Here is a 17785-nt window from a genome sequence, read left to right on the forward strand (position 1 = left end):
CTATTGTGTCAGGCGTTGGGATCAGTGTTTGATGCCTAACGAATCGGCTAACTGCTTCGCCAACTGATTTTGGTCATCCGCACCGTATTCCCAGAACATGGCGCCACCCAGCCCCTTACTCTTGATGTAGTCAGCCTTAATCGCTACCGAGCGCGGATTTTCATAGGAGAGAGCAAAGAGTGCTTTTCCATCCGCAGACTTTACCGATAACCACGGCACTTTCGCTTCATCATCCCAATGTTGGCTAAAGCGCTTTTGCGGATCGTTGATCAACTTCGCCACGATATCGTTGTACTTCACATAGGTATCTTTGCTCAGATCGACGCCCAGTGATTTGAACAACTCAATTTGCGCGGGCCCGAAATAGGGCTGGGTAACGGGGTTTTTCTGCGCGTCGGGTTTGCTCCAGTCAATGCCTGGCTCAACGGCACGTTTTGGTACTCGTCCATAAAAACCAATGCCAAGGTTCATCTGACTCGCTTTTAGACCAGCGGCAAGATAGTTGTTAACGACAAAATCGGCGCTGTACTTATCCGCCGTGGCGACCGTCGGCCAATGCGTCGAATCGTACAGGTTCGAGTTGAAATACTGGGTGCCGTAAGCCATGTCATAAGTCATCAGGTTGATGTAGTCGAGCGATGGCGCAATGGCTTTCACATCCACCCAGCTTTTCGGACTTTCCGCATTCGCGCCCACGGCGATGGTCAGTAGTTTTTTATGCCCTAATGCGGCACGCAGCTCAGTTAACAGTGCGGTAAAGTTAGCGCGGTCGCCCGGCTGACTTTCGACCAGTCCCCAGGCGCCATTGACCGGATATTCCCAGTCGAGATCGATGCCATCAAGACCATATTTCGCAATTATCTCCTGCGCAGACTGAATAAACACCGCACGTGTTTCTTTCGTTGCCGCCGCGCCAGAGAATCCACGTGCGCCCCAACCACCGACGGAAAGCAGAACTTTCAGGTTCGGGTTTTGTTTACGCAGTTGTGGAATTTTCAGCAAATCATCCTGCACTTTCTGTGAAAGCCAAATCTGATGCAACTTGCTGGCGTCTTTTAAGGCGTCATTGGTCTCGTCTTTTTCATTGTTGTAGACAAGGCCAAATGAATAGTTGAGGTGGGTTATCTGACGAACATCCAGTTTATTGATGTCGCCACCGGGGCCGGCAGTGACGTCGCCGCCACCATTAAAGTAGCCAACTGACATCAGTGAACTGGCGGAAACAACGCTGGCGCAGAGCAGGGGTAATGCTGCCAACAAAGGCAATAGTTTCATCGGTGTTCCTCTTTGACATTTAAACAAGCAAACACGCCACGGAAATGGCGTGGCGAAAAAAACAGCACTCGTAGGTTAACAGTTTCATAACAGAAAAAATGCGAAGAGGTTCACGCCATTTTTAGCGAAGCGGCTGCCGTGTTCCATTGAGTTTCAGTTCATCTTTGCACTGATTTGTGATCTGAGTTGTGAAATGCAGATCTGTATCTGTGTTTTAAAGATTTAATGTTGACCTCAAAAATTATATGGATAAGTATGATGACCACTGATGCAAAACGAACACAAAGGAAAATTCAATGAAAGCACTGGCAAGATTTGGCAAGGCCTTTGGTGGCTACAAGATGATTGATGTTCCGGAGCCAGTATGCGGTCCGGATGACGTTGTGATTGAAATCAAGGCGGCTGCTATCTGTGGCGCGGACATGAAACACTACAATGTCGACAGTGGATCCGACCTTTTTAATTCGATTCGTGGTCATGAATTCGCTGGGCAAATTGTACAGGTTGGCGACAAGGTTAAGGACTGGAAGGTAGGGCAGCGAGTGGTGTCAGATAACAGCGGGCACGTTTGCGGCGTATGTCCTGCATGCGAACAAGGCGATTTTCTTTGTTGTACAGAAAAGGTGAATTTAGGTCTGGATAACAATACCTGGGGCGGTGGGTTCTCGAAATATTGTCTGGTCCCTGGGGAAATCCTCAAGATTCACCGTCACGCGCTGTGGGAAATCCCTGCTGGGGTCGATTATGAAGAAGCGGCTGTGCTGGATCCTATCTGCAATGCCTACAAATCTATCGCTCAGCAATCCAAATTTCTTCCGGGCCAGGACGTTGTGGTTTTCGGTACCGGCCCGTTAGGACTCTTTTCCGTACAAATGGCGCGCATTATGGGGGCTGTTAATATCGTGATGGTCGGGCTGGAAGACGATGTCGCGGTGCGTTTCCCCATTGCCAAAGAAATGGGGGCGACAGCGGTCGTCAACGGTTCGACCGAAGATGTGGTTGCACGTTGTCAGGAAATCTGCGGGAAAGACAATCTGGGACTGGTTATCGAATGTTCCGGTGCCAACATTGCCCTTAAACAATCAATTGAAATGCTGCGTCCCAACGGTGAAGTCGTCCGCGTGGGCATGGGCTTCAAGCCTCTCGAATTTTCCATTAACGACATCACTGCGTGGAATAAAAGCATCATTGGCCATATGGCTTACGATTCCACCTCCTGGCGCAATGCCATCCGTCTGCTGGCCAGCGGCGCGATCAAAGTCAAACCGATGATCACTCACCGTATTGGTCTGTCGCAATGGCGCGAAGGTTTTGACGCCATGGTCGATAAAACCGCGATTAAGGTCATCATGACCTATGACTTTGATGAATAACCCATTTATTAAAGGAAGGTTCCCGGATGGAACAGATAGCAAAACCGCACTGCGGCGCGAGGTTGGACAGGCTGCCTGACTGCCGCTGGCACATGTCGATGTTTGCAATGGTTGCCTTCGGATTACTGGTTTGTTGGAGTAATGCCGTTGGCGGATTAATTCTCGCGCAGTTAAAAGAACTCGGCTGGACCGATAATTCCACCACCGCCACGTTTTCTGCCATTACGACGGCAGGAATGTTTCTCGGCGCGCTCGGGGGGGGAATTATCGGTGACAAAACCGGGCGTAAAAACGCATTTATCTTGTATGAAGCGATTCATATTATTTCTATGATAGTTGGTGCGTTTTCACCCAACATGACCTTCCTGATCGCCTGTCGTTTTGTAATGGGAGTTGGATTAGGTGCATTGCTGGTGACCTTATTTGCCGGGTTTACCGAATATATGCCAGGCCGAAATCGTGGTACCTGGTCCAGTCGGGTATCGTTTATCGGTAACTGGTCTTATCCACTTTGTTCGCTGATTGCGATGGGGCTGACACCACTTATCAGCGCGGAATGGAACTGGCGTGTACAGTTGTTGATTCCAGCTGTGCTGTCGCTTATAGCAACTGTTATTGCATGGCGCAGTTTCCCGGAGTCGCCTCGCTGGCTGGAATCTCGCGGACGCTACCAGGAAGCCGAACAGGTAATGCGGATAATTGAGGAGGGCGTTATTCGCCAGACCGGCAAGCCGCTGCCACCAGTCGTAATAGATGATGATGGCAAACAACCGCGTTCTGTTCCGTATTCCGCCTTATTAACAGGGGTGTTACTTAAACGGGTTATTTTGGGTTCCTTTGTTCTGATTGCCATGAACGTCGTGCAGTACACCTTAATTAACTGGCTACCGACAATATTTATGACTCAAGGTATTAATCTGAAAGACTCCATTGTTTTAAATACCATGAGTATGTTTGGCGCGCCGTTTGGGATTTTTATCGCCATGTTGGTAATGGATAAAATTCCGAGAAAAATCATGGGAGTTGGCTTATTAGTATTAATCGCTGTGTTGGGTTATATCTATTCACTGCAAACCAGCATGCTGTTAATAACATTAATTGGTTTCTTCCTGATTACATTTGTTTATATGTACGTCTGTTATGCCTCAGCGGTTTATGTTCCGGAAATATGGCCGACCGAGGCGAAACTTCGCGGGTCTGGGCTTGCCAACGCGGTAGGGCGTATCAGCGGTATCGCGGCACCTTATGCTGTCGCGGTATTGCTTAGCAGCTACGGTGTGACGGGAGTATTTGTACTACTTGGCGTTGTCTCAATTATTGTCGCGGTTGCTATTGCCACTATCGGAATCGAAACAAAAGGCGTCTCTGTCGAAAGTCTCGGTATTGATGCAATTACCAGCAAATAATATTGATGGGAAATAAGATGAAAAATTCAAAAGCAATCTTAAAAACACCGGGAACGATGAAAATTATCGACGCCGAAATTCCGGTGCCAAAAGAGCATGAAGTGCTGATTAAAGTGGAATACGTTGGAATTTGTGGATCAGATGTTCATGGTTTTGAATCGGGTCCTTTTATTCCGCCGAAAGATCCCAATCAGGAAATTGGTCTGGGGCATGAATGCGCTGGTACGGTGGTGGCGGTAGGAAACCGAGTGACAAAATTTAAACCCGGAGACCGGGTGAACATTGAGCCGGGCGTGCCGTGTGGTCACTGTCGCTACTGTCTTGAAGGGAAATACAACATCTGTCCGGACGTCGATTTCATGGCCACTCAGCCCAATTATCGCGGCGCGCTAACCCACTATCTGTGTCATCCGGAGAGCTTCACTTACAAGCTGCCCGATAACATGGACACGCTGGAAGGCGCGCTGGTGGAGCCTGCGGCGGTCGGTATCCATGCTGCAATGCTGGCGGACGTTAAGCCGGGCAAGAAAATCATCATTCTGGGGGCTGGCTGTATTGGTTTAATGACCCTGCAAGCTTGTAAATGTTTGGGCGCAACCGACATTGCGGTGGTTGATGTGCTGGAAAAACGCCTGGTGATGGCCGAGCAACTTGGGGCGTCGACCGTTATCAACGGTGCAAAAGAGGACACCATCGCCTGTTGCCAACAATTCTCTGGCGACATGGGGGCGGACATTGTTTTCGAAACCGCCGGCTCAGCCATCACCGTTAAACAGACTCCCTATCTGGTGATGCGCGGCGGGAAAATTATGATCGTGGGTACAGTACCTGGTGATTCAGCGATTAATTTCCTCAAAATTAACCGTGAAGTGTCGATTCAGACGGTTTTTCGTTATGCCAACCGCTACCCGGTAACGATTGAAGCCATCTCCTCTGGTCGTTTCGATGTGAAGTCGATGGTGACGCATATTTACGATTATGCAGATGTTCAGCGCGCGTTTGATGAATCCGTTAATAACAAGCGTGAAATTATCAAAGGCGTTATTAAAGTAAATCATTAATTTATTCAAAAGGGAGAAATAACCATGTTGGCAGATATTAAATATTGGGAAAATGATGCCCAAAATAAACATTATGCAATTGCCCACTTTAACGTGTGGAATGCAGAAATGCTAATGGGGGTGATGGATGCGGCGGAAGAATCTAAATCGCCGGTGATTATTTCCTTCGGCACTGGTTTTGTAGGTAATACCTCATTTGAAGATTTCTCGCACATGATGGTTTCAATGGCGAAAAAAGCCTCGGTTCCGGTTATTACGCACTGGGATCACGGACGCAGCATGGAAATTATCCATAACGCCTGGACCCATGGTATGAATTCGCTAATGCGTGATGCCTCTGCCTTTGATTTTGAAGAGAATATTCGTCTGACGAAAGAGGCTGTGGATTTTTTCCATCCGCTGGGCGTGCCGGTCGAAGCTGAACTGGGCCATGTGGGGAATGAAACGGTTTATGAAGAGGCGTTGGCGGGCTATCACTATACCGACCCAAGCCAGGCGGCGGAATTTGTCGAGCGTACCGGCTGTGATTCTCTGGCGGTGGCGATTGGCAACCAGCACGGGGTTTATACCTCTGAACCGAAACTTAATTTCGAGGTTGTTGAGCGCGTACGCCGGGCGGTTTCTGTTCCGCTGGTGCTACACGGTGCGTCAGGTATCAGCGATGCGGATATCAAAAAAGCCATTTCATTAGGCATCTCTAAAATCAACATTCATACTGAACTATGCCAGGCCGCCATGGCGGCTGTACAAGCGAATCAGAATCAGCCGTTTCTCCACGTTGAACGTGAAGTTCGTAAAGCAGTAAAAGAGCGAGCATTAGAAAAAATTAAATTGTTTGGCTCTGACGGTAAAGCGGAATGACAATATGGATAATATCGAGGTTATTTGTATAGGGGCGGCAATTGTTGATATTCCTTTGCAGCCAGTGAGCAAAAATATCTTTGATGTAGACTCTTATCCTTTAGAAAGAATAGCCATGACCACGGGCGGCGACGCTATTAATGAGGCGACTATTATTTCTCGCCTTGGCCATCGTACAGCGTTAATTAGTCGGGTGGGGGATGATGCGGCAGGTCATTTTATTATCGAACATTGTCGTCGGGAGAGTATCAATATTCAGAGTCTGAAACAGGATGCCGATGTTGATACCTCTATCAATGTGGGCTTAGTCACTGCTGATGGTGAGCGTACTTTTGTGACTAACCGCAACGGCAGCCTGTGGCAGTTGAATATAAACGATGTAGATTTTGACCGTTTCTCTCAGGCAAAACTGCTGTCGCTGGCAAGTATTTTTAATAGCCCATTATTGGATGGCGATGCGCTGACGGCAATTTTCACTCAGGCGAAAGCGCATCAGTTAATTATTTGTGCCGATATGATCAAGCCGCGGCTTAATGAAACACTGGAAGATATTCGCCAGGCGTTAAGCTACGTCGATTATCTGTTTCCCAATTTCGAGGAGGCAAAACTGCTCACCGGGAAAGAGACGCTGGATGATATTGCCGACAGTTTCCTGGACTGTGGCGTGAAAACAGTGGTGATTAAGACCGGCAAAAGAGGCTGCTTTATCAAACGTGCCGATCTGAAAATGGAGGTCCCGGCAGTTTCGGGAATTACCGCTATCGACACCATCGGTGCGGGAGATAATTTTGCCTCGGGATTTATCTCTGCACTTCTTGAAGGCAAGCCGCTGCGCGAGTGCGCGCTGTTTGCTAACGCAACGGCAGCGATATCGGTACTGAGCGTGGGCGCCACGACGGGCGTGAAGAACAGAAAGTTGGTTGAACAACTTCTTGACGAATACGAAGGGTAATAGCGGCAGATGAAAATGATTCCTTTAGGCAGTACGGATATTATGCTTTCCCGCATGGGATTAGGCACATGGGCCATTGGCGGCGGCCCAGCATGGAATGGCGATCTCGATCTGCAGATTTGTATCGATACCATTGTTGAGGCTCATCGCTGCGGTATCAATTTGATAGATACCGCGCCAGGCTACAACTTTGGCAACAGTGAAGTGATTGTCGGGCAGGCGCTGAAAAAGCTGCCGCGCAGTGAGGTAGTGGTTGAAACCAAATGCGGCATCGTCTGGGAGCGAACAGGTAGCCTGTTTAACAAAGTGGGCGATCGCCAGCTGTATAAAAACCTCACGCCTGAATCTATTCGCGAAGAGGTTGATGCCAGCCTGCAAAGATTGGGTATCGACAGCATTGATATCTATATGACCCATTGGCAGTCGGTCGAACCCTGTTTTACGCCGATAGCGGAAACTGTTGATACGCTGAACGCCCTGAAGAAAGAAGGCAAAATTCGATCTATAGGTGCCGCAAACGTGGATGCCGGGCATATCAAAGAGTATCTCAAACATGGTGAGCTGGATATCATCCAGGCCAAATACAGCATTCTTGATCGCGCACTGGAAACTGAACTGCTGCCGTTATGCCAGCAGAATGGCATTGTTGTGCAGGTTTATTCACCGCTCGAGCAGGGACTCCTGACCGGGACTATTGATCGGGATTATGTCCCTGGCGGTGCGCGGGCCAACAAAGTCTGGTTCCAACGGGACAATATGCTGAGGGTGATTGACATGCTTGAGCAATGGCGGCCGCTGTGCGAGAAATACCATTGTACAATCCCCGCGCTGGCTCTGGCGTGGATATTAAAGCAAAGTGATTTAATCACCTTACTGAGCGGCGCAACTGCGCCTGAGCAGGTTCGTGAGAATGTTGAGGCGTTAACTATTCCTCTGTCAGATGATGATTCATTATTGATGAGACAAATGGCAGAAGCGTTGGATAGCAAATAAGCCTGATGGGACTGACCTCTGTTTCTGTGTAAAATAGCATTAAAATCTGTGATTCAGACATGTTCTTTTGAAAATAAACATAGCCTGTGAGATACTAGGGTCTTATTATTACTTTGCAGGAAACAGAGGTGTCATCGTGGCGGCAAAAGACAGGATTCAGGCCATTAAGCAAATGGTGGCTAACGATAAGAAAGTGGCGGTATCGAATTTAAGTTCAATCTTTCAGGTAACTGAGGAAACGATTCGCCGCGATCTTGAAAAACTGGAAGATGAAGGTTTTTTGACTCGAACATATGGCGGTGCAGTGCTCAATACCACCGCGTTGTCTGATAATATTCATTTTTATAAGCGAGCAAAATCTTTCTTTGAAGAGAAGCAGATCATTGCCCGTAATGCATTGCCGTTTATTAAAAATAAGACCACGATGGCTGCCGACTCCAGCAGTACTGCGATGGAATTATTAAAGCTGTTGAAGGAAAGAAACGATCTGACACTGCTTACCAACTCGGCTGAAGCTTTTCATGAATTGGCGCAGTCAGAAATTAACGTGGTTTCTACCGGCGGTGAATTGAACAAGAATACACTGTCGCTGCAGGGAAGGATCACCAAGGAGATTATCAGCCGCTATCATGTTGATATTATGGTGATGAGCTGCAAAGGACTGGATATGCAGAGCGGGGCGCTTGATTCTAACGAAGCGGAAGCGGAAATCAAAAAAACCATGATCCGTCAGGCGACTGAAGTGGCGCTGTTGGTTGATCACTCAAAATTTGATCGCAAAGCTTTCGTCCAGCTCGTTGACTTTAGCCATATTAATTATCTTATAACCAATAAGGCACCGGGTGCAGAGTGGATTGCATTTTGCCAAGAGAATAATATTCAACTCGTTTATTAATTGTAGCGTGAGTTGCGTCGATATTATTTTAGTTTGCACCTGGAAAATGCCATAAGAATCTAATGATGATGGATGGCGCGGCAAAATTGTTTCTGCCGCGATCGCCATACTTTCTATTTAGCTGAGTTTGAGGCATCCAGATGGAAAAATGTGACCCTATCGGCGCAAGATTAGATCGCTTACCTTTATCTCGATTTCATTTTCGTATTTTCGGCATTATTAGTTTTAGTTTATTAATAACCGGTTTTCTCAGCTACTCCGGGAATGTGGTATTGGCAAAATTAGTCAGTACCGGCTGGTCAAATAATTATCTGAATGCCGCGTTTACCTCAGCGTTGATGTTCGGCTACTTTATCGGTTCACTCGGCGGTGGCTTTATTGGTGATTACTTCGGACGACGCAAAGCGTTCCGTATCAATTTGCTAATCGTCGGGGCCTCAGCCTGTGCGGCAACGTTTGTGCCCAACATGTATTGGCTTATCTTTTTCCGCTGTCTGATGGGGGTTGGAATGGGGGCGCTAATTATGGTGGGCTATGCCTCATTTACGGAATTTATTCCGCCTGAGGTGCGCGGAAAATGGTCTGCCCGCCTGTCGTTTGTCGGCAACTGGGCGCCAATGCTATCGGCGGCAATTGGCGTCGTGATTATTGCCTTTATAAGCTGGCGGGTGATGTTTTTGCTTGGTGGTATGGCAATGCTGTTGGCCTGGTATCTGTCGGGAAAATACTATATTGAATCCCCGCGTTGGCTGGCTGGTAAAGGTCAAAGAAGTGAAGCTGAAAAACATCTTTTGCAGGTGGAATCGCAAATTGAGAAAGAAAAAAACATCACTTTATCCTCCTGCCAGAATGGTTGCCTGACGGCGGACTTAAGCACGGAAAGTGGGTCATTTTGGCTCCTGTTCAAGGGGCCGATGTTGCGCTGTACGTTGGTGGCGATCACTGTGCTTATCGCGATGAATATTTCGCTCTATACCATTACGGTATGGATCCCGACGATATTTGTTAATTCAGGAATCGATGTAACGAAATCCATCTTTATGACCGCGATAATTATGATTGGCGCGCCAGTTGGAATATTTATTGCTGCGCTAATTATCGATCGTTTTCCAAGGCGGTTATTTGGTTCATCCTTGTTGGTTATTATCGCGCTGCTCGGGTATTTCTATTCGATTCAAACCGAAGAGTGGGCCATTCTGAGCTATGGGCTGGTGATGATCTTTTTTCTGTATATGTATGTTTGCTTTGCTTCTGCGGTGTATGTCCCTGAACTGTGGCCCACGCATCTTAGATTGCGGGGGTCGGGTTTTGTGAATGCAGTCGGAAGGATTGTCGCGGTGTTTACGCCCTATGGCGTTGCTATTTTGTTGACCCGTTACGGGTCGATTACGGTCTTTATCGTGCTAGGCGTAATGTTGGTGCTATGCGCGCTAATTCTTTTTTGTTTTGGCATCGAAACACGCAAAGTATCGCTGGAAGAGATTTCAGCGCTGGCCTGAGAAAATGCGCCGACAGGAGTGACCCTGTCGGCATCGCTTACGGCTGGGTTTCCAGCCAGTCATCAAGCGTATACAGCGTTGCGCCCGCTGCCGCCATTTCCATAAAAGCCTCTGTACTGTCCTGTGGGTGAATATTGACGCCACGACAGCCGTCGGTAATCACGCTGACGGTGTAACCAAGATCGAGCGCATCCAGTACGGTGAACTTAACGCAATAGTCGGTAGCCAGCCCCATGATAATAAGCTCGGCAATGCGATGTTCGAGCAGCCAAGCGTTCAGCGCGGTTGCCTGACGACGGCCGTTATCAAAAAATGCACTGTAACTGTCGACCAGTAGATTCTCTCCCTTGGTGAAGGTTTGAGAAATCGCACGTTGGTTCAACAGCGGATGCAAAGCTGCCCCTTCGCTGTTTTGCACGCAATGATCGGGCCAGAACGTCTGCGCCAGGCCATCGAGTTGCCCCTGACTGTAGGGTTCGACCTGATGCTGACTGGCAAAGCTACCGTGATTCGCCGGGTGCCAGTCCAGACTGGCAACGACAGTGTCGCCGCGTACTGTGCACCAGTCAATCAGACGGTTGGCAATATCGATTGTGCTGTCGCCTTGCGGAACGGCGAGAGCGCCGCCGGCACAAAAGTCATTTTGTAAATCGACCAACAGTAAGGCTCGGGCCATGGGCATAGACTCCTTATTCGTCCGGGGTAAGCTCGCCGCGCAGATTTTGCGTCATTGCTTCACGAATGGTCTGCGTGTCCAGTCCTTGGCTCAGTAGATAGTGCAATTTGGTGAGCGTAGCCTCGACGGTCATATCCGCGCCGCCAATCACGCCAGCATGCGCCAGGGCATTCCCCGTCGCATAGCCACCCATATTTACCTTGCCGGACATACACTGGGTCAGATTCACCACCACAATGCCACGCGAACTCGCATCTTCAAGCTCTTTCAGAAATTCTTTGTTTTGTGGGGCATTGCCCACGCCGTAGGAGCGCAATATTAACGCTTTTACCGGTTGGCGCAGGAAGTTGCGCACCACATCAGCAGAGATGCCGGGATAAATGGTGACCACGCCAATTGGTTGTGGAGTAATAGGATGAACAATCAGTTCGCCTGTGCCGTGTGGGGCTGGTGGTGTACCCAGTCGACGGATATGGATCCCGGCTTCCAGCAGCGGTGCAAGGTTAGGGGAGGCAAAGGCGTCAAAACCATCGGCGTGCGCTTTAGTGGTACGGTTGCCGCGAAACAGTCGGTTGTTGAAAAACAGGGTCACTTCATTGATCGGGTAATTTGCCGCCACGTACAGCGCATTCAGCAGATTGATTTGCCCGTCTGAACGTAGCTCTGCCAGCGGGATTTGTGACCCTGTCACAATTACCGGTTTACCCAAATTCTCCAGCATGAAAGAGAGCGCTGAAGCCGTAAACGCCATGGTGTCAGTACCGTGCAGGATGACAAAACCGTCGTAATCGTCGTAGTGCGCTTTAATGTCTTCCGCAATATGCTGCCAGTCTTCAGGCGTCATGTCGGAGGAATCCATCAGCGGGACATATTCGTGGATGGTGAAGTCTGGCATCTCTGGGCGGTGGAATTCAGGCATCAACGCCAGCTGACGCTGGAGATGACTGGAAACAGGAATATAACCCTGTTCGGAGCGCTGCATACCAATGGTACCGCCGGTATAGGCAACGTAAATCGATTTCTTTTGCATGACTTATCTTCTGTCTCAAAGAAAACCCCTCTTCATCCTGAAGAGGGGTCAATAGTTAGCGAACGTTGGCGCAGGTCAGGCAAAACGCATATCGGTTTTGCGGATCGTTAAACGCGGCCAGCTTATCGCTTTCCGCTTTTACCGCGCTCGCCGCAGAAGCAAGCGGTGGCGGGAGCATAGCCTGAATGGCTTCGGGCAGCATGGCGCGAACGGAGCCTGACATGCTGTCCATCACCATATCGACGAATGTTGGTTCGTCCTGATAATACTCAATATGCCACTGTTTCAGTTTGGCAAGCTCAGCCGCTTTCGCGACGGCGTCGTCAAAATCACCGAGGCTGTCTACCAGTCCGTTGGCTTTCGCATCCTGACCGGTCCAGACGTGGCCCTGCGCGATTTTGTCAATCTGCTCAGGCGTTGTATTACGCGCATCCGCAACCAGAGTGATAAAGCGCTTATAGCCGTTCTCAATGCTCAGTTGCATCATTTGCTGGACTTCAGACGGTAACGCTTTGGTGATGGAGATATCCGCCAGCGGGGATGTCGCCACGCCGTCGGTATGTACGCCAATAGAATCCAGACTGTTTTCGACAGTGTTGATCACACCAAAGATCCCGATTGACCCGGTCAAGGTGCTGGGGTTTGCCACAATGTAGCTGGCTGGCGTGGAGATCCAGTATCCACCAGAAGCCGCCATGCCGCCCATGGACACGACAACCGGTTTACCCGCCGCTTTTGCCGCAGCCAGTTCAGCACGAATGACTTCGGAGGCGCTGACGCTGCCGCCAGGGCTGTTCACACGCAGCACAATCGCTTTAACTTTCGGGTCGAGACGCGCTTCGCGGATCTGTGCGGCAGTGGTGTCGCCACCCACATTTCCCGGGGTTTCTTCACCGTCCATAATCGCGCCATTCGCGAAGATAACGCCAATGCTGTCTCCGGTATCCGCTGGCGTTTTCAGCGAATAATCGTAATAGCTGACGGCGCGATAGTTTTTATCCGCTTTGCTCCAGCCAAACTGTTTGGTCAGCATTTTTTCGACTTCAGCGCTGGAAGCGAGCGCATCCACCAGTTTGTTGTCGAGCGCGTATTTCGCGGTATCACCATCGACTTTCGTTAATCCGTCCAGCATCGCCTGCGCGCCAGGGAACACCTGCTGAGCAGGGATCTGGCGGTTGGCGGCGACCGTGTCGAGATAGTTCTGCCACAGCTCGCCGATCCAGCGGCTGTCCGCTTCACGCGCGGCAGGAGACATATCATCGCGGATAAACGGCTCTACGGCAGACTTATAGGTTCCGACACGGAACACGTGCGTGGAGACTTTCAGTTTGTCGAGCAGAGACTTGTAGTACAGACCGTTGGTGGCAAAGCCGTGCAGATCAACGGAACCCTGAGGAGAGAGGTAAATTTTGTTGGCAAAACTGGCGAGGTAATACTGTCCCTGGCTGAAGTTATCGCCCACGGCAAAGACCGGTTTCCCGCTGTCACGGAATTCCCGCAGCGCTTTGCCGATATACTGCATGGAGGGCTGGTCAGCCCCGGCAAAATTTTTCAGATCCATCACGATGCCGGTGATGTTGCGATCATCTTTTGCCTGACGAATGGTATTCACGATATCGAACAGGGAGTTTTCCTGCAGACGATCGGAACTGGCACCAAACAGCTGACGGCCAATCACGCTTAAACGACTGGTGCTTGAGGGTTTATCAACAATCACCCCCGAAATATCCAGCAGCAGCGCGCCTCGCTCAGCGTGTTCGCTGGTATTGCTGCTGCTGACCTGCATCCAGATGCCCACGCCAACCAGCACCAAAAAGATGAAGAACAGGTTAAGCACAAATTCACGGACGAAATTGAGTAATCGCCATGTCCATTTAAAAAATCCGGCAATAAATCGCCACAGGGTTCGCATGTATTCTCCCTACCGATTAACAACACGCCATCCCGAAATCCCGGAGAAAGGCGATAAGATGAGGCTATCGTAATGACCCGACAGGCACTTGTCAGCAGGAATCACCGCCTGTGCTGTAACAAAATCCGCTCACGTGTTAATTTTGTGAACAAATCTCATTGTTGGAGTTAAGCAAATGGATGCACTCGAATTACTTATGACCCGTCGTAGCGCCTCTCGTCTCGTCGATCCGGCCCCGGCTGGAGAGCAACTGCAAAATATTCTACGGGCGGGAATGCGCGCGCCGGACCACAAAACGCTGCAACCGTGGCAGTTCTTTGTTATTGAGGGCGAGGGACGTGAACGCTTTAGTGATGTGCTGGAAAAAGGCGCGATTGCCGCAGGCAGCGATGAGAAAGCCCAGGAAAAAGCGCGCAGCGCACCGTTTCGCGCGCCGCTGATTATTACCGTGGTGGCGAAATGTGAAGAAAACGACAAGGTTCCGTTATGGGAACAGGAAATGTCTGCCGGTTGTGCGGTGATGGCCATGCAGATGGCTGCAATTGCGCAGGGCTTTGGCGGTATCTGGCGCAGCGGCGCATTAACCGAAAGTGCGGTCGTTCGTGACGCGTTTGACTGTCGCCCGCAGGATAAAATCGTTGGTTTTCTCTATCTGGGCACACCACAGCTCAAAGCGTCCACGACGGTTAACCTTGCCGATCCGAGCGCATTCGTCCGTTATTTCTGATATCAACGGCAAAACTGTCTGGATTATGAGCAAAGACACCCGAATTCAGACAGTCACTCTTACCACATCATGGAATGAGCGCTACCATATCCGGATTGCAATGACAGGAGATGTCCATGAGCGAGCAAGCTATTCGTTTAACGCAATACAGCCACGGAGCCGGTTGCGGTTGTAAAATTTCCCCAAAAGTGCTGGAAACCATTCTGCACAGCGAGCAGGCGAAGTTTGTTGATCCGAACTTACTGGTGGGTAATGAAACCCGAGACGACGCGGCCGTATACGATCTGGGGAACGGCACCAGCGTTATCAGCACCACCGATTTCTTTATGCCGATTGTCGATAATCCGTTTGATTTTGGCCGCATCGCTGCGACTAACGCCATCAGCGATATTTTCGCAATGGGCGGCAAACCGATTATGGCAATTGCTATTCTGGGCTGGCCGCTGGATAAGCTGGCGCCGGAAATCGCTCGCGAAGTTACCGAAGGCGGACGCTTTGCCTGCCGTCAGGCGGGTATTGCGCTGGCGGGCGGCCACTCTATCGATGCCCCAGAACCTATCTTTGGCCTTGCGGTAACCGGCATTGTGCCGACCGAACGCGTGAAGAAAAACAGCACCGCTGAGGCCGGATGTAAGTTGTTCCTGACCAAGCCGCTGGGTATTGGCGTCCTGACTACCGCAGAGAAAAAATCGCTGCTGAAAGACGAACACAAAGGACTGGCGACGGAAGTGATGTGCCGGATGAACATTGCAGGGGCGGCATTCGCCGATATCGACGGCGTGAAAGCCATGACCGACGTTACCGGTTTTGGTCTGCTGGGACATCTGAGCGAGATGTGTCAGGGCGCGGGCGTTCAGGCGCAGATCGTCTACCAGGATATTCCTAAGCTTCCTGGCGTTGAAGAATACATCGCGCAGGGCGCGGTGCCGGGCGGAACCCAGCGTAACTTTGCCAGCTACGGACACCTGATGGGTGAAATGCCGCAGTCGGTACGCGATCTGCTCTGCGATCCGCAAACTTCTGGTGGTCTGCTGCTGGCGGTAACGCCGGAAGCTGAAGCCGAAGTGAAAGCGGCGGCAGCGCAGTTTGGCATCGACCTCACCGCGATTGGTGAGTTAGTGGAAGCTCGTGGCGGTCGCGCCATGGTTGAGATCCGTTAACTCGATGCGGTTGTTTATTGCCGAAAAACCGAGTCTGGCGCGCGCTATCGCCGATGTGCTGCCGAAGCCGCATCGCAAAGGTGACGGTTTTATTGAATGCGGAAACGGACAAGTGGTGACCTGGTGCATTGGTCACCTGCTTGAGCAGGCGCAGCCAGATGCCTACGACAGTCGCTATGCTCGCTGGAGTCTGGTCGATCTGCCGATTGTCCCGGAAAAGTGGCAACTGCAGCCGCGTCCCTCGGTGACCAAACAGCTCAATGTCATTAAGCGCTTTTTACATGAGGCCAGCGAAGTCATTCACGCAGGTGACCCCGACCGTGAAGGACAACTGCTGGTGGATGAGGTACTTGATTACCTGCAACTGGCCCCTGAAAAGCGCCAGCAGGTGCAACGCTGCCTGATTAACGACCTCAACCCGCAGGCCGTCGAGCGGGCTATTGAGCGCCTGCGCGCCAACAGTGAGTTCATTCCGCTGTGCGTGTCGGCACTGGCGCGGGCGCGGGCGGACTGGCTGTACGGTATCAATATGACGCGCGCTTACACCATTCTTGGGCGTAACGCGGGCTATCAGGGCGTACTTTCGGTCGGGCGCGTACAAACGCCGGTGCTCGGCCTGGTTGTGCGTCGCGATGAAGAGATTGAAAACTTCGTCGCCAAAGATTTCTTCGAGGTAAAAGCGCATATCGTGACGCCTGCCGATGAGCGATTTACCGCTATCTGGCAACCGAGCGAAGCGTGTGAGCCGTATCAGGATGAAGAAGGGCGCTTGCTGAATCGTACCCTGGCTGAACACGTGGTAAACCGCATTAACGGCCAGCCGGCGATAGTCACCAGTTATAACGATAAACGGGAATCAGAATCTGCGCCGCTGCCGTTTTCGCTTTCGGCGTTGCAGATTGAAGCGGCGAAACGCTTTGGCTTAAGTGCGCAAAACGTTCTGGATATCTGCCAGAAGCTGTATGAAACCCATAAGCTGATTACCTATCCGCGTTCGGATAGCCGTTATCTGCCGGAAGAACACTTTGCCGGACGTCACGCGGTGTTGAACGCGATTAGCGTTCATGCCCCCGATTTGCTCCCGCAACCAGCGGTCAATCCTGATACGCGAAACCGCTGCTGGGACGATAAAAAAGTGGATGCGCACCACGCCATCATTCCTACCGCACGCAGTTCGTCCATCAACCTGAACGATAACGAAGCGAAAATTTACAACCTGATTGCCCGTCAGTATCTGATGCAGTTCTGTGCGGACGCGGTCTTCAGGAAGTGCGTTATTGAGTTGGATATCGCCAAAGGAAAGTTTGTCGCCAAAGCGCGTTTTCTGGCGGAGGCCGGATGGCGCACGCTGCTTGGCAACAAAGAGCGCGATGAAGATAACGACGGGACGCCGCTGCCGGTGGTGGCAAAAGACGATGAGCTGCTGTGCGAAAAAGGTGAAGTGGTTGAACGTCAGACCCAGCCCCCGCGGCACTTTACTGATGCCACGCTGCTGTCAGCGATGACCGGGATTGCGCGCTTTGTGCAGGATAAAGATCTGAAAAAGATCCTGCGTGCCACGGATGGATTAGGAACGGAAGCGACGCGCGCCGGGATTATCGAGCTGCTGTTTAAACGCGGATTCCTGGTAAAAAAAGGGCGTTATATCCATTCTACCGACGCGGGAAAAGCGCTGTTTCACTCGCTGCCCGAAATGGCGACGCGTCCGGACATGACCGCGCACTGGGAATCTATCCTGACCCAAATCAGTGAAAAGCAGTGTCGTTATCAGGACTTCATGCAGCCGTTGGTGGGAACGCTGTATCAGCTTATCGATCAGGCGCGCAGCACGCCGGTACGACGCTTCCGTGGCATTGCCGCTCCGGGCGGTAGTGGTGGCGATAAGAAAAAGAGCGCGCCGCGTAAACGTACGGCGAAAAAAAGCCCGCCATCCGAAGAGGCAGGCGTGTAGTTTGCAGGCCGGAT

The 17785-nt window shown here is 50.8% G+C and carries 15 protein-coding genes; 11 read left to right on the top strand and 4 right to left on the bottom strand.

From position 1 onward, the window contains the following. Positions 1-21: 21 nt before the first annotated feature. Positions 22-1275: a chitinase ChiD gene (gene chiD / locus OGW16_RS22955; RefSeq protein WP_286519005.1), complete on the bottom strand. Its 1254-nt coding sequence runs from the start codon at positions 1273-1275 to the stop codon at positions 22-24. Between the two features lie 296 nt (positions 1276-1571). Between chiD and OGW16_RS22960 the strand changes: the two genes are divergently transcribed. From OGW16_RS22960 to OGW16_RS22995, 8 genes are all read left to right on the top strand, one after another. Next, a complete protein-coding gene (locus tag OGW16_RS22960) occupies positions 1572-2648 on the top strand; it encodes a zinc-binding dehydrogenase (RefSeq protein ID WP_043016640.1) in 1077 nt (358 codons plus the stop codon). Positions 2649-2674: 26 nt separating this feature from the next. Next, positions 2675-4054 (top strand): MFS transporter, encoded by a 1380-nt coding sequence (locus OGW16_RS22965; RefSeq protein ID WP_213733108.1) that lies wholly within the window; start codon positions 2675-2677, stop codon positions 4052-4054. 17 nt (positions 4055-4071) lie between these two features. After that, complete coding sequence (locus OGW16_RS22970) at positions 4072-5115, top strand: NAD(P)-dependent alcohol dehydrogenase (protein WP_286519009.1); 1044 nt, start codon at positions 4072-4074, stop codon at positions 5113-5115. Between the two features lie 24 nt (positions 5116-5139). Beyond that, a complete protein-coding gene (locus tag OGW16_RS22975) occupies positions 5140-5976 on the top strand; it encodes a ketose-bisphosphate aldolase (protein WP_043016637.1) in 837 nt (278 codons plus the stop codon). Positions 5977-5980: 4 nt separating this feature from the next. Beyond that, complete coding sequence (locus OGW16_RS22980; RefSeq protein WP_181231340.1) at positions 5981-6928, top strand: sugar kinase; 948 nt, start codon at positions 5981-5983, stop codon at positions 6926-6928. A gap of 9 nt (positions 6929-6937) precedes the next feature. Beyond that, a complete protein-coding gene (gene ydjG, locus OGW16_RS22985) occupies positions 6938-7921 on the top strand; it encodes an NADH-dependent methylglyoxal reductase (RefSeq protein ID WP_075146043.1) in 984 nt (327 codons plus the stop codon). Positions 7922-8057: 136 nt separating this feature from the next. After that, positions 8058-8816, top strand: coding sequence for a DeoR/GlpR family DNA-binding transcription regulator (locus tag OGW16_RS22990; protein ID WP_043016634.1), 759 nt, complete (start codon positions 8058-8060; stop codon positions 8814-8816). A 140-nt stretch (positions 8817-8956) separates the two neighbouring features. Beyond that, the gene (locus OGW16_RS22995; RefSeq protein ID WP_286519012.1) at positions 8957-10315 is read left to right on the top strand and encodes an MFS transporter; all 1359 of its coding nucleotides are present in this window, start codon (positions 8957-8959) and stop codon (positions 10313-10315) included. Positions 10316-10352: 37 nt separating this feature from the next. Here OGW16_RS22995 and pncA read toward each other — a convergent pair whose 3' ends face one another. The 3 genes from pncA to sppA are packed head-to-tail and all read right to left on the bottom strand — an operon-like array spanning position 10353 to position 13933. After that, positions 10353-10991: a bifunctional nicotinamidase/pyrazinamidase gene (pncA, locus tag OGW16_RS23000; protein WP_390646920.1), complete on the bottom strand. Its 639-nt coding sequence runs from the start codon at positions 10989-10991 to the stop codon at positions 10353-10355. 13 nt (positions 10992-11004) lie between these two features. Then, complete coding sequence (gene ansA, locus OGW16_RS23005; RefSeq protein ID WP_286519015.1) at positions 11005-12021, bottom strand: asparaginase; 1017 nt, start codon at positions 12019-12021, stop codon at positions 11005-11007. A gap of 55 nt (positions 12022-12076) precedes the next feature. Continuing rightward, positions 12077-13933 carry a signal peptide peptidase SppA gene (sppA, locus tag OGW16_RS23010; RefSeq protein WP_286519017.1) on the bottom strand — a complete coding sequence of 619 codons (1857 nt, stop codon included), beginning with the start codon at positions 13931-13933 and terminating at the stop codon, positions 12077-12079. Positions 13934-14108: 175 nt separating this feature from the next. Here sppA and OGW16_RS23015 point away from each other — a divergent pair, with 175 nt between their 5' ends. From OGW16_RS23015 to topB, 3 genes are all read left to right on the top strand, one after another. Beyond that, complete coding sequence (locus OGW16_RS23015; RefSeq protein WP_047411778.1) at positions 14109-14660, top strand: NAD(P)H nitroreductase; 552 nt, start codon at positions 14109-14111, stop codon at positions 14658-14660. A gap of 116 nt (positions 14661-14776) precedes the next feature. Then, positions 14777-15820: a selenide, water dikinase SelD gene (gene selD / locus OGW16_RS23020; RefSeq protein ID WP_043016628.1), complete on the top strand. Its 1044-nt coding sequence runs from the start codon at positions 14777-14779 to the stop codon at positions 15818-15820. Between the two features lie 4 nt (positions 15821-15824). Then, entirely contained in the window at positions 15825-17771 is a 1947-nt protein-coding gene (topB, locus tag OGW16_RS23025; protein ID WP_043016627.1) for a DNA topoisomerase III, read from the top strand. The last annotated feature ends 14 nt before the right edge of the window (positions 17772-17785 follow it).

This window comes from Citrobacter sp. Ce104, from assembly GCF_030334595.1.
GTDB lineage: Bacteria > Pseudomonadota > Gammaproteobacteria > Enterobacterales > Enterobacteriaceae > Citrobacter > Citrobacter europaeus.

Bases quoted from the DNA above. Each gene is read 5' to 3' on its own strand.
- ydjG (WP_075146043.1), top strand. From the start codon at position 6,938: ATGAAAATGATTCCTTTAGGCAGTACGGATATTATGCTTTCCCGCATG.
- OGW16_RS22960 (WP_043016640.1), top strand. From the start codon at position 1,572: ATGAAAGCACTGGCAAGATTTGGCAAGGCCTTTGGTGGCTACAAGATG.
- OGW16_RS22965 (WP_213733108.1), top strand. From the start codon at position 2,675: ATGGAACAGATAGCAAAACCGCACTGCGGCGCGAGGTTGGACAGGCTG.
- OGW16_RS22975 (WP_043016637.1), top strand. From the start codon at position 5,140: ATGTTGGCAGATATTAAATATTGGGAAAATGATGCCCAAAATAAACAT.
- topB (WP_043016627.1), top strand. From the start codon at position 15,825: ATGCGGTTGTTTATTGCCGAAAAACCGAGTCTGGCGCGCGCTATCGCC.
- chiD (WP_286519005.1), bottom strand. From the start codon at position 1,275: ATGAAACTATTGCCTTTGTTGGCAGCATTACCCCTGCTCTGCGCCAGC.
- OGW16_RS22980 (WP_181231340.1), top strand. From the start codon at position 5,981: ATGGATAATATCGAGGTTATTTGTATAGGGGCGGCAATTGTTGATATT.
- OGW16_RS22995 (WP_286519012.1), top strand. From the start codon at position 8,957: ATGGAAAAATGTGACCCTATCGGCGCAAGATTAGATCGCTTACCTTTA.
- ansA (WP_286519015.1), bottom strand. From the start codon at position 12,021: ATGCAAAAGAAATCGATTTACGTTGCCTATACCGGCGGTACCATTGGT.
- OGW16_RS23015 (WP_047411778.1), top strand. From the start codon at position 14,109: ATGGATGCACTCGAATTACTTATGACCCGTCGTAGCGCCTCTCGTCTC.
- sppA (WP_286519017.1), bottom strand. From the start codon at position 13,933: ATGCGAACCCTGTGGCGATTTATTGCCGGATTTTTTAAATGGACATGG.
- pncA (WP_390646920.1), bottom strand. From the start codon at position 10,991: ATGGCCCGAGCCTTACTGTTGGTCGATTTACAAAATGACTTTTGTGCC.
- selD (WP_043016628.1), top strand. From the start codon at position 14,777: ATGAGCGAGCAAGCTATTCGTTTAACGCAATACAGCCACGGAGCCGGT.
- OGW16_RS22970 (WP_286519009.1), top strand. From the start codon at position 4,072: ATGAAAAATTCAAAAGCAATCTTAAAAACACCGGGAACGATGAAAATT.